This window comes from Streptomyces sp. NPDC101178, from assembly GCF_044767965.1.
Taxonomy (GTDB): domain Bacteria; phylum Actinomycetota; class Actinomycetes; order Streptomycetales; family Streptomycetaceae; genus Streptomyces.
Genome location: NZ_JBIWOZ010000010.1, coordinates 174,289 through 186,268, shown reverse-complemented (window position 1 = coordinate 186,268; position 11,980 = coordinate 174,289). Strand labels below are relative to the sequence as shown.

Here is an 11,980-nt window from a genome sequence, read left to right as displayed (position 1 = left end):
TCTCTTTCCGTACGGCACGGCGGAGGGACGGGGACCTGCCCCTCCGCCGGCCGGCTGGGGGGACGGGGTCATGCGGTGCGGGGCGCGGCGGGGATCTGCTGGGTGATGCAGTGGACGCCGCCACCGCCGTACGCGATCGCCGGAGCCCGCACGCCGACGACCTTGCGGCCGGGGTAGGCGGCGGCGATCGTCGCCAGGGCCGCCTCGTCCTGCGGGGCTCCGGCCACGGGGACGACGACGCCGCCGTTGGCGAGGTAGAAGTTCAGGTACGACACCTCGACCTGGCCGCCGGCGATGTGGGCGAAGGAGGTCTGCGGGATGTCGATGATCTTCAGCGACCGCCCTTGGGCGTCGCTCGTGGCCTCCAGCACCGCCCGGTTGGCCCGCATGCGGGCGTGATCGGGGTGTGCGGGGTCCTCGGGGAGCGAGACGACGACCGTGCCGGGGGCCGCGAAGGCGCACACGCCGTCGACGTGGCCGTCGGTCTCGGTGTCGAGCAGTCCTCCGTACGGAAGCCAGATCACCTTGGTGACGCCGAGCCGGGCCTTCAGTTCGGTCTCGATGTCCTCCCGGCTCATGCCGGGGTTCCGGTTCGGGTGGAGCAGGCACTGCTCGGTGGTGATCAGCGTCCCCTCGCCGTCCACGGTGATCGCTCCGCCTTCGAGGACCATGGCGGAGGGGATGCGCTCGACCGCCAGGCGTTCGAGGAGCAGGGCGCTGACGCGGTCGTCGGAGTCGAAGGGCGCGTGCTTGCCTCCCCAGGCGTTGAACCGGAAGTCCACGCCGGCGCGGCGGCCGCTTCCGTCGAGGACGAAGAGCGGGGCGCTGTCGCGGAACCACGAGTCGTCGAGGGGCAGTTCGATGACGGTGACGTCGTCACCGCACCAGGAACGGGCGTCCTCGCCGCTGCCGGGGGGAGCGACCATGGTGACGGGCTCGAACTCGGCGACCGCCCGGGCGACCTCCGCGTACTCGCCCTTCGCCGGCGGGAGGACCTCGCCCCAGAGGTCGGCTCGGGTGGGCCAGGCCATCAGGCACCCTTCGTGCTCGGACCACTCGGCGGGCATACGGAACGACGAGGTCATGACGGAACTCATTTCTGTAGTGCTCAGCGCAGCCGTTTCGACTGAAAGTTCAGTCAGTTGAGAAGCTATGAGTACGGGCCGGAAAGGACCCGGAGGAGATGGAGCGGGAAAAGGCTGAAGGTCAGAGGAAGTAGAGGCGGTTGAGGGAGACGTTCTGGGCAGGCTCCGAACGCAGGGGCCGCCCGTCCAGGCTGACCAGGCCGTCCCGCGCGTCCACCTGCACCTCTCCCGTACGGCTGTTGGCGACCATGTCCGCCGGGCCGATGCCGCGCGTGCCGCGCACGGCCGCCCGCCGACGGCGCGTCATGAGCGGATCGCGCGGCCCGCCGAACGATTCCGCTTCGGCGGCGGCGCGGCTCACGAAGGCGACCGAGAGATCCGCGGGCGCGGCTCCGTGCGCGCCGAACAGCGGTCCGAGGACGAGCGGTTCGCAGGCGTCCGTGGCGGCGTTGGGGTCGCCGGTGACTCCGTAGGCGGGGAAGCCGTTCTTCAGGACCAGCTGCGGTTTCGCGCCGAAGAAGGGCGGGCGCCAGAGCACGATGTCGGCCATCTTGCCGACCTCGATGGAGCCGATCTCGTGGGCGAGCCCGTGGGCGATGGCCGGGTTGATGGTCAGCTTGGCGATGTAGCGGAGCACCCGGGCGTTGTCGTCGTGCGGGCCGTCACCGTCCATCGGGCCGAGTTCGGCCTTCATCTTGCCCGCCATGGCGAAGGTGCGCCGGATGGTCTCCCCGGCCCGGCCCATGCCCTGCGCGTCGGAGGAGGTGATGGCGATGGCGCCGAGGTCGTGCAGGACGTCCTCCGCACCCATGGTCCCGGCCCGGATCCGGTCACGGGCCAGGGCCGCGTCACCGGGCAGGTCCGTCTTGAGCGCGTGGACGGAGACGATCATGCCGTAGTGCTCGTCGATCGCGTCCCGCCCGAACGGCAGCGTCGGGTTGGTGGAGGAGCCGATGACGTTCGGCACGCCGGCCATCTTGAGGACGTTCGGTACGTGTCCGCCGCCGCAGCCCTCGATGTGGAAGGCGTGGATCGTCCGGCCGTCCAGGACGCTGAGGGTGTCCTCCACGGTGAGGCACTCGTTGAGGCCGTCGCTGTGCAGGGCGACCTGGACGTCGTGTTCGTCGGCGACGCGCAGGGCGGTGTCCAGCGCGCGGGTGTGGGCGCCCATGTCCTCATGGACCTTGAAGCCGCAGGCCCCGCCCTCGGCCAGTGCCTCCACCAGCGGGGCGGGGTCGGAGGACGAACCACGGGCCAGGAAGCCGATGTTGACGGGCCAGGCGTCGAAGGCGTTGAAGGCGTGCCCCAGCGCCCAGGGCGAGTTGACGCCGACGCCCCAGGCCGGGCCGATCTCCTGACCGATGATCGTGGTCACGCCGGACGCCAGGGACGCCTCCATGATCCGCGGCGAGAGCAGGTGCACATGGGTGTCGACACCACCAGCGGTCGCGATCAGCCCCTCCCCCGAAACGATGGTCGTACCGGTGCCGACGACGACGTCCACGCCGTCGAGCGTGTCCGGGTTCCCGGCGCGGCCGATCGCGTGGATACGGCCGCGCCGGATGCCGATGGACACCTTGCGTACGCCTTGGACGGCGTCGACGACCAGGACGTTGCTGATCACCACGTCACAGGTCTCGGAGACGGCGGCGGCCTTGAGGTGCAGGCCGTCGCGCGCGGTCTTCCCGAATCCGGCGAGGAACTCGTCGCCCGGCCGCTGGCTGTCGGACTCCACGCGCACCACGAGCCCGGAGTCGCCGAGCCTCACCCGGTCGCCGGCCCGGGGGCCGTGGACGGCGGCGTACTCGCGCGGGTCGATGTGCCGGCTGCCGGGCGCACAGTGGTCGCCGTGCCGGGAAGACCTGCTCATGCGCCCGCCCCTGACGATCCGTGCGGTGCGGGCGGCGCGGCTTGCGGGGGTGGTCCTTGCGGTACGGGCGGCCCTTGCGGTGCGGGCGCGCCGAGGTATCCGCGGGCGGAGGCGCGGCGCAGGGCCTCCTTCTTGGAGCCGGGGGCGTCGAGGGGACCGTCGACCAGGCCGGCGAAGCCGATGGCCGTCCGCGCGCCGCCGATCGGGACGAGGCCGACCTCGGTGGCACACCCCGGGTCGAACCGGGCCGAGGAGCCGGCCGGGGCGGCCAGCCGCATGCCGTAGGCGGCGGCCCGGTCGAAGCTGAGCCGCGGGTTCGCCTCGAAGAAGTGGAAGTGGGACGTCACGCTGATCGGCACGGAAGCGGTGTTGCGTACGGTGAGCAGCAGATCCGGCTCGCGGGCGGCCTCGGCCGGACCGGGCAGGACGGCTCCCGGGGCCAGGCCGCCCAGATGGCCCCCGCCGAACGGGTCGCTGACGACGGCGAGCCGTGAGCCGTCCTCGAAGACGGCTTCGACATGGATCTCGGTGACCACGTCGGCGACCCCGGGCAGCAGGTCGTCGGGGGCCAGGGCGGAACGGCCGCGTTCCAGCGCCTCGGCCAGCCGGTGCCCGTCACGGGCCGCCTCGCAGACCGTGTCGGCGATCAGCGCGGTCGCCTCGGGGACGTTGAGGCGGAGCCCTCGCGCCCGGCGGGCGCGGGCCAGCTCCGCCGCGGTGAACAGCAGCAGCCGGTCCCGCTCCGTGGGTGTCAGCGGCATGACCGCCCCTGACTGGCGGCGTGGGCCCGCACCCGGATCACAGCTATGAGAAGCACGCTCTTCCTCCGAAACGTCGTTCAAGGTGGCTGAGGGGAGGAGATCCGTCGGACCCTCAGGGGCATCACTGTGGCACTGCCTGAAAATTCAGTCAAGAGTTGGAGTGTGCAAACAATGTGCCGGTGAACAGCCGAGGAAGAAGAGGAGGAAGAGGTCCGCTACCGCGGTTCCAGGCCGGACAGCTCCGCTTCGATGCCGCCCGCCATGAGGGTCCTGGCGTGGTCGACCGCGAGCCCGCCGCTGAGCCAGCGCATGCTCAGCCCCTCCAGCAGCGCGGTGAGCCGTTCGGCGGCGGCCGCGAGCTTCGCGGCGGGAGCCATCGGCCGCACCTGGCCCAGTAGGGCGGCCACTTCCTGCACCCACACCAGGGTCGCCCGGGCGAGATCCTCACGGAGAGCCGGATCGAAGACGGCGCTCGCCCGCAGCTCTCCCCACGCCGCGCTGTTCTCCCGGACCTCGGCGGTGTCCTGCAGTTCCAGCAGCAGGATCTGTTCGAGCTCCTCGCGCGGTCCGAGACGCGGTGCGTCGGGGCCCCGGGCCGTGGTGTAGCGCTCCGCCCGGTCGTTGATGAACTCCAGGGTGTGGCGGAGGATCCCGGTCCGGTCCTTGAAGTGGTAGTAGATCAGCCCGGTGGAGACGCCTGCCTCGGCGGCGAGTTCCTCCACGCGCAGGCCACGGACGCCGCGCCGGGCGATCACCCGTGCGGCCGCTTCGAGAATCCGGGTATTACGGGACGCCATGGCGACCAACCTACCGGGCCGGCCCCCACCTCCCGCACCCGGCCGCCGCCCTGCCGAAGGGCCTGCGGGAGGTCGGCCTCCACGGTCCGCACCGGTGGAAGGAGCCGCCAGGAGAAGCCGAGGGAAGAAGCCGAGGGACCCCACCCCGGACGGCGGGGTCACCCCGCCCTGGTGTAGCGGCTCAGCACCACCGTGACCGGCCCGTCCTCCGCCTCCGCGTGGACGAGCCGGACGACCGCGATCTCCCGCCGGTCGGGGCTGCGCACGCAGAACGGGCGCTCATCGGCGAGCTCCTCGAAGAGCAGGTCGGTCACCGGCTCCGTCGCGAGCCCCCGCTCGCAGTCCGCCGGGCTGAGGACGTACCCGGCCGCGACGAAGGCGTCGGCGTCCTCCGGCGGCACGAACGCACTCCCGCCCCACGCCAGATACCAGGACGAGCTGTCGGCCGGAACCACTTCCCCGGCCCGGAGATCGAACTCGTAGCTCTCGTCGGGTGCGGTCAGCTCGGCCTCCGCGTAGGCCGGTGCGTACGGGGCGGGGGCCGGCTCCACCGACGCGGCGGCGGAGGTCGGCGGATCCGGTACGGGGGCCGGCGGGTCCGGCCGCCGGGGAGCGTCCGGGCCGTGCGCACCGGCCGCACCGCCCTTGACCGGACGGTCCGAGAAGTGCGGCACCGCGGCGGCCGCGGCCAGGACGAGAGCACCGGCCACCGCCACCACCACGACAGCCCTCCCCCGTCGCCGCTCACGGCCACGCCGCCGGCCGGGAGCGGCACCGGTGCTCCGGCCGCCTCCACCGTGTTCGGCCCCATCTCCCGTACCGCCGGGAAAGCCGCGGTCGCGCGCCGGGTCCGTGCCGGGGGCGGTCTGCGCCCGGGTGGGCGTGGGCCGGGCCCGGGTGGGCGCCAGGTGCACCGGGTCGAGCGCCGCGTAGCCGCCGGTCAGGGCAGCGGCCTCGCCACCAACCGGCCCGTACTCACCACCCTCACCACCCGGCCCGATCTCGCCGCGCAGCCCGGCAGGGAGCCAGCCGTGGGTGAATTCGAGCGAGGGGGCCACGCCCGGGTGCGCGTGCACGGCCGCGATGATGTCGTCCGGTGCCGGGCGGAGTTCCGGCTGCTTGGCCAGGCAGCGCCCCAGCAGTCCGCGCAGGTCGTACGGCACGTGGGAGAGGTCGGGCGGCTCGTGCACCACCCGGTACAGCGTGGCCGGCTCGGGCCCAGGTCCGAAGGGCGGCACACCTCCGGCCACGTACGCGGCGAGTGCGCCGAGCGCGAAGACGTCGGCGGCGGGGGTGACGGGCAGGCCCAGGGCCTGTTCCGGTGCCATGTACGCGGCGGTCCCGATGCGCAGCCCGGTACCGGTGAGGCCGGTGGCGTCGGCCGCGCGGGCGATCCCGAAGTCGATGACGCGCGGACCGTCCCCGGCGATCAGGACGTTGGCGGGCTTGAGATCCCGGTGGACGACCCCCGCGCGGTGGATGGCCTGGAGCGCCTCGGCGATCCCGGCGACCAGCAGCAGCACCGTACGCGGCGGGAGCGGACCGTGGCGCTGGACCGCCTGGGCGAGGGAGGGTCCGGGAACGTAGGCGGTGGCGAGCCACGGCACCGGATCGTCCACCCCGGAATCGACCACCTGGGCGGTGAACAGTCCGTGGATACGCCGGGCGCTGGCGACCTCGTCGGCGAACCGCAGCCGGAATCCGGGGTCCGCCGCGAAGTCCTCCCGCACCGCCTTGAGCGCGATGGGCCGCCCGCCCCTGGTGTGGGCGAGGTACACCACGCCCATGCCCCCGGAGCCCAGCCGGGCGTGGAGGCGGTAGCCGCCGATCTCCCGCGGATCGCCGGCCGACAGCGGCGCGTGAAAGGGGTGTGCCCCGGGGGACGGAGTGGACATGCGCTGACTCTTTCGGCGGTATGGAAGGGGCGGACGGGACGGGCCCGAGGCGTCCGGCGGGAGCCCTGGGCGCACCTGACCGGTGGGACGATCGTGCACTTGACTAAAGTTTCAGTCAACATGCCGTCGATGCCCTTCCGGCATTCCGGGAGGGCGCCCCATGAGGAGGAGGACGCGGTGAGCGACCGCAGAACGGCCATTCTCGAAGCAGCGGCCACCGTCATCGCACGCCGTGGCGTACGGGGGCTGCGGGTGGAGGAGCTGGCGGCGGAGGCGGGCGTCTCCAAGGCCCTGATCTACTACCACTTCGAGGACCGCACCGGCCTGCTCCGGCGCACCCTGGCCTTCGTCAACAACCGCGCCGAGCGGTACACCGCCGAGCAGGCGGCAGCGGGGCGGCCGGCCACCGAGGCGCCGGCCGGGCCGCTCCGCCGACTGGAACAGGCGCTCCTGCTGGAGCTCCAGGACCTCCCCCACGTACGGGAGAACAGCACGGCCTGGGGCGAGCTCCGGGCCAGCGCCGTGTTCGACCCCGAGCTGCGCGGCGAACTGGCCCTGGCGAGCGTGATCTGGGTCCGGGAGGTGGCCGACCAACTCGGCGAGGTCCGGCCGACGGCACCGGAATCCGCGCTCACCGCCTCGGCCGAACGGCTGACCGCACTGCTGGAGGGGCTCAGCGCCCGGTGGCTCAGCGGCATCCTCACCCTGGCGGACGCCCGCACCAGGATGCGCGAGGCGATCGGGGTGGAGGTGGCCCATCTCGCTCAGCTTGACTGAATTTTCAGTCAGTGTCAGAGTACGGTCAGTGCCGGACCGACGCCAGGTACGGCCCCGGCGCTCAGAACCGGCCCCCCGCCGGCTTGAGCGCAGACCGCAGACCGCAGACGGGCAGGACGACCGGCCGAGCGGCCGCAGACCGCCGCGCCGTATCCCGCGCCCGCGGCTAGCCTTTTCGACATCCACGATCGGAGCCCATCGTGTCTCACCGTCCCCCCACCCGTCGTACGGTCCTCCGCACCCTCTCCGGGCTGGGCGCGCTCGCCTTCGGGGCCGTGGCCTGCGGCCCGGACGACTCCGCCTCCGGGGCCGTCGGCACCGGCTCCGACCGCGTCCCCGAGGGGGAACGCCGCTTCGGGGCGGAGTGGGACAGCCACGCGCGCACCTTCATGTCGTGGCCCGCCCTGGAGTCGGTGTGGGAGGAGGACCTCCCGTACGTACGCGAGGACATCGCCCGTATCGCCCGGGCCATCGCCGAGTACGAGTACGTCGTCATGATGGCCAGGCCCGACCAGCAGAAGGCGGCCCAGCGGGCCTGCGGCTCACAGGTCGAGGTCATCCCTCTCGCGGTGGACGACATGTGGGCGCGCGATACGGTCCCGGTCTTCGTCGAGGAGGCCGGAGAGGTCATCGGGGTCGACTTCAACTTCAACGGCTGGGGCGAGAAGCAGGAGCACACGAACGACGCCCGCGTCGGCCGCACCCTCCTGTCGAAGTACGGGATTCCGCGGGTCGAGGCCCCTCTCATCGCCGAAGGCGGCTCCTTCGAGACCGACGGCGAGGGCACCCTGCTCATCACCGAGAGCTCGATCGTCAACGAGAACCGCAACCCGGGCATGAGCCGGGACGACATCGAGGCCGACCTCGTCGAGACCCTGGGCGTCGAGAAGGTGGTGTGGCTGAAGGGCGTACGCGGCCAGGACATCACCGACGCGCATGTGGACAGCCTCGTCCGCTTCACGGCGCCGGGCGTGGTGCTGCTGGACCAGGCGTTCCCCGGCACTCCCCCGGACTCCTGGTCGCGCGCGGCGGACCAGGCCAGGGAGGTGCTGAGCAAGGCGACCGACGCCCGGGGCCGGCGCTTCGACGTGATCGACCTGCCGCAGCCCGACCTGGACAGGATCACCGGCGAGGGCGACGACTTCGTGTCGACCTACGCCAACTTCTACGTGGCCAACGACTCGGTCTTCATGCCCCGGTTCGGCGACCGGAAGGCCGACGACCGGGCCCGGGGAATTCTCCAGGAGCAGTTCCCCGACCGCGACATCGTGCCGGTCGTGATCGACACCGTCGCCTCCGGAGGCGGTGGCATCCACTGCGCCACACACGACCAGCCCGGCAAGCCGGTCAGCTGACCCCATCCACGGCACGGAACGCTCGCGCCCACGTCGAGACGCCTGCCTCTCGCCCACGGCAAAGCGGTGCACACCGTCGCCCTTGGGGCGGCAGTCGCGCGGGATCCTCCAGTCCTCCATTCGGGTGAACACGCGCTCGACGCGGGCCCGGACTCGCCTGTGGGATTGGTTGTTCTCCCGCTTCCACTCCGGAAGTCCGCTCTGCCCCATCGGCCGGCGGTGCGGCAGGAGGGTTCCGGCTTTCGCGGCACCGTCGAGCACCTGGACCGGGGACCGCTGACCACCGACGAGATCGCCGCCCGGCTGGCCGCCGATATCCCCGACGGGGCGTACGTCAGCCTCGGCATCGGCAAGCCCACGCGGGTCGCCGACCATCTGCCTGCGCACCGGGTGTTGTCCTGCACACCGAGAACGGCATGCTGGGCATGGGACCGGCCGCGCAGGGGGACGACATCGACCCCGACCTCACGAACGCGGGAAAGATCCCCGTCACGGAACTGCCCGGAGCCTCCTACTTCCACCACGCGGACTCCTTCGCCATGATGCGCGGCGGGCATCTGGACGTCTGCGTCCTCGGCGCGTTCCAGGTGTCCGAGCACGGTGATCTCGCCAACTGGCACACCGGCGCACCCGACGCCATCCCCGCCGTCGGCGGAGCGATGGACCTGGCCACCGGCGCCAAGGAGGCCTTCGTCATGATGAACCTCTTCACGAAGGAGGGCGCACCCAAGATCGTCGACCGCTGCACCTACCCCCTGACCGGTGCGGCCTGTGTCACCCGCGTCTACTCGGAACACGCTCTCCTGCTCACCGGGCCGCACGGCGTCACCGCGGTGGAGACCTACGGCATCGGGACCGCGGAACTCGGCGAACGGCTGGGGCTGTCGGCGTCGATGACGACCTGGTGATTGGTGGAGTACCGGTAGTTCTTGGACCGCTCGGTCACCGTGTGGTCGCGGGTGGGACCAGAGTTCCATCCGCGATGAGCACGGTGTCCTTGTGGAACCGTCTGCGGGGCTTGAGCGCGAGCCGGGGGCCGACGTGGCCGACGATGCGGCCGGCCGCGGACTTCGAGACGCCGAAGAGCGGTGCGAGCCGGCGCAGTGTCAGGTTGGTGCGCCAGTACGCGGCCACCAGGAGCAACCGGTCCTCCAGCGGAATCCCCCACGGCCGGCCGCGCCGAGCGATGTCGGCACCTTCGCGCCGCAGCGCACGCACCACCCGGTTGAACTGGCGCGGAGCCACACCGGTGAACGGGACTGTCCAGGACGGCTCCGAGGCCGTGATCACACCAGGCACAACAGAGATCATTTACATCGGCATCAGCCGGGGCAATCTCAGCCGAGGAAGTCCTTCCAGAGCGGGACGGATACCTGCGGATTCCAGGGCGCGTCCTCGTCGATCTCGCCGAACTCACGGTCGATGTAGTCAGCCAGATCGTGGCCGTAGCAGATGATGTCGGTTCCCCACACCGATAGAACCGGATGTTCCGGAGTGTCACGACCTGCGGGTATGAAGCGGTGCGCGTAGACGGGAACGAGTCGTGGCGCTCGTGCAAGTACCGCTCGAGCTACCTCCAGAGCCTCTTCCTTGGAGGCGGGACGTACTCCCAGGACCGGATGCCAGCTGCCATGAACGACATCGCCCAGCACTTCTCGGACCGGCCACTCCAGCCGATGGCGCAGGTCGTCTTCATCAGCGTGACGCCAGTCGGGCCAGGGCTGCTGCCACGTCGCGCCTTCCTCGGGAGGTGAAGCGACCGGCAGCCCTGCCGCTAGAAAAGCACGATGCTCCGGGGAAAAGTCGAGCTCATAGGTCGCCCCGATCCGGCTGAACTCTTCCTCTGTGAGACCTGGAGCTATCTCACAGCAGTCCGCCTCCGCCAACCGCCGCGCGGCCTCCGCACCCAACCGAGCGCCATCAAAGTCGATCACTCCGGCACCGTACACACGCTGCGTGCACGGCATCACATCTTTTCGAGCCTCGACTCGGGCCTCAGGTCATTACGGGACAGCCCTTAAGCGAGTCATGGAAAAGCCCAGGTCAGACACCCATTTTTCAACTCGCCATCCTGCGTGGGAGATCTGGAGACCAATATTCCGGTGAGGTGTTCGGCATGCCCTGGAGTGCACAGGTCCATCTGCAAGCGCTGGGGGTGTCTTGTCGATCATGTGTCGAGCCGGATGAGTGTGCTGGCGAGGGTGACGGCGGCGAGATAGCGGTCGGAGCGTCTGTCGTAGCGGGCGGCGAGGCAGCGCCATTGTTCGAGGCGGTGGAAGCAGCGTTCGACGACGTTGCGTCGCCGCCAGGAGACTCGCGACTTCGGAATCTCCGCCGACCGGTTGTGCCTGGAGATCCAGCACATCTGCGGCGCCGACGAAGCCCTGCGGTACACGGTCACCGTCGACTACAGCGGCCAACTCCAGGTCACCCGGCACTTGCCCACTCCGGAGGAAATCGCGAGCCGCGAGTATCCGTCCCTGAGAAGATCGTCAGGCGAGCCGCTGGCCTCAGATGCCGGGCCAGCGTTCCTGCCGGGTGATCCATTCCCGGCGTGCGTAGACGCGAACCGCGTCGCGGTCGCTGTCGGTGCAGCCGTCCTCCAGCGGGGCCGGGATGTCACCGGTCGTGCTGGTCCCGTACCGCAGGTCGTGGCGGGCGAGTTCATCGGCCACATCCGAGGCGTCGGTGCGCAACTCCACGTCCCTCGGGGTGGGGATGGCGGCCTCCTGGTAGGGGCGGGGCAGGTAGCTGCCGTGCCCTTGGCACAGGGCCAAGGCGTCCAGGACGACCGCCGCCTCCAGGAGGTCGTCGCGGCACTCCCTCGCAATGCTGACAACCTGGGCATCGACCACGTCCTGGCGGCCGGCGTTGTGTGCGGCCGCGAGGCCCTGGCGGTCCATCACATACATGTACAGTACAGCTGGAATGAGGTGCCCGATACGCGCCAGGTGCTCCCCGTAGACGGCCCGCGCCGCCTCACTGGCCGTCCACCCGGGCCGGAGCTCAGCGGGTGTGGGCTGCTGACTGCTCATATCTGCTCGCTCTCCGATCCGGGGCTCAGGCGTCTTTCCACGCCTTGAGGCACTCCTGCTGCTCCTCCCACGAACCGCTGTCGTAAGGAGCTGCCAGGCGGCGCTCTCGCCTCGCGCAGCCACAACTCGCCCGACATGGCCGGTCTCGAAGCCGCGCAGGCAATCCGTGCTGATCACCTCACCGATGACTCAGCAACGTCTTCACCCTCTCCCTCGCGGACGCCTCCGCCATTCCTGATCATCGCAGTTGGTGATCGCGCCACGCCGTATGCCCGCGGGAGTTGGCCGGATCAGCCACACCCGGCCGGGAAACCACCAGCGACGTGCGCCCGGATGCGCGTGTCCAGATGGGCGAGAGCGTGGATGTAGGGGACGCGGGTGTCGGGATGCGCCAGGGCATAGGCG

General features: G+C 71.0%; 10 protein-coding genes and 2 pseudogenes. 3 read left to right on the top strand and 9 right to left on the bottom strand.

Annotated features, from left to right (window positions below; genetic code table 11):
• Positions 1-68: 68 nt before the first annotated feature.
• The 5 genes from ACIRR8_RS27225 to ACIRR8_RS27205 all read right to left on the bottom strand — a co-directional run bounded on the left by ACIRR8_RS27225 (position 69) and on the right by ACIRR8_RS27205 (position 6,408).
• Positions 69-1,085, bottom strand: coding sequence for an agmatine/peptidylarginine deiminase (locus ACIRR8_RS27225; RefSeq protein WP_404069689.1), 1,017 nt, complete (start codon positions 1,083-1,085; stop codon positions 69-71).
• A gap of 121 nt (positions 1,086-1,206) precedes the next feature.
• Positions 1,207-2,955 (bottom strand): urease subunit alpha, encoded by a 1,749-nt coding sequence (locus ACIRR8_RS27220; protein ID WP_404069687.1) that lies wholly within the window; start codon positions 2,953-2,955, stop codon positions 1,207-1,209.
• Positions 2,952-3,716, bottom strand: coding sequence for an urease subunit gamma (gene ureA, locus ACIRR8_RS27215; RefSeq protein WP_404069685.1), 765 nt, complete (start codon positions 3,714-3,716; stop codon positions 2,952-2,954). The genes ACIRR8_RS27220 and ureA overlap by 4 nt, the downstream gene beginning before the upstream one ends.
• A 215-nt stretch (positions 3,717-3,931) precedes the next feature.
• On the bottom strand, positions 3,932-4,513 hold the full coding sequence (locus ACIRR8_RS27210; RefSeq protein WP_404069683.1) for a TetR/AcrR family transcriptional regulator: 582 nt from the start codon (positions 4,511-4,513) through the stop codon (positions 3,932-3,934).
• A gap of 158 nt (positions 4,514-4,671) precedes the next feature.
• The gene (locus tag ACIRR8_RS27205; protein ID WP_404069681.1) at positions 4,672-6,408 is read right to left on the bottom strand and encodes a serine/threonine-protein kinase; all 1,737 of its coding nucleotides are present in this window, start codon (positions 6,406-6,408) and stop codon (positions 4,672-4,674) included.
• 177 nt (positions 6,409-6,585) lie between these two features.
• On the opposite strand from ACIRR8_RS27205, the gene ACIRR8_RS27200 reads away from it, so the two are divergent.
• The 3 genes and pseudogenes from ACIRR8_RS27200 (at position 6,586) to ACIRR8_RS27190 (ending at position 9,448) form a co-directional block, all read left to right on the top strand.
• Entirely contained in the window at positions 6,586-7,185 is a 600-nt protein-coding gene (locus ACIRR8_RS27200; protein ID WP_404069679.1) for a TetR/AcrR family transcriptional regulator, read from the top strand.
• Between the two features lie 200 nt (positions 7,186-7,385).
• Entirely contained in the window at positions 7,386-8,540 is a 1,155-nt protein-coding gene (locus ACIRR8_RS27195; RefSeq protein WP_404069677.1) for an agmatine/peptidylarginine deiminase, read from the top strand.
• A 261-nt stretch (positions 8,541-8,801) separates the two neighbouring features.
• Positions 8,802-9,448, top strand: a pseudogene (locus tag ACIRR8_RS27190) (3-oxoacid CoA-transferase subunit B).
• Here ACIRR8_RS27190 and ACIRR8_RS27185 read toward each other — a convergent pair.
• The 4 genes and pseudogenes from ACIRR8_RS27185 to ACIRR8_RS27170 all read right to left on the bottom strand — a co-directional run.
• Positions 9,421-9,839 (bottom strand): annotated as a pseudogene (locus ACIRR8_RS27185) (transposase family protein); the annotation flags it as partial. The pseudogenes ACIRR8_RS27190 and ACIRR8_RS27185 sit on opposite strands and share 28 nt — an antisense overlap.
• A 38-nt stretch (positions 9,840-9,877) precedes the next feature.
• Positions 9,878-10,474, bottom strand: a complete 597-nt coding sequence (locus ACIRR8_RS27180; protein WP_404069675.1) for a hypothetical protein — start codon at positions 10,472-10,474, stop codon at positions 9,878-9,880.
• A 233-nt stretch (positions 10,475-10,707) separates the two neighbouring features.
• Positions 10,708-10,935, bottom strand: a complete 228-nt coding sequence (locus ACIRR8_RS27175; RefSeq protein WP_404069673.1) for a hypothetical protein — start codon at positions 10,933-10,935, stop codon at positions 10,708-10,710.
• Between the two features lie 115 nt (positions 10,936-11,050).
• Positions 11,051-11,443 (bottom strand): hypothetical protein, encoded by a 393-nt coding sequence (locus tag ACIRR8_RS27170; protein WP_404069671.1) that lies wholly within the window; start codon positions 11,441-11,443, stop codon positions 11,051-11,053.
• Between the last annotated feature and the right edge of the window lie 537 nt (positions 11,444-11,980).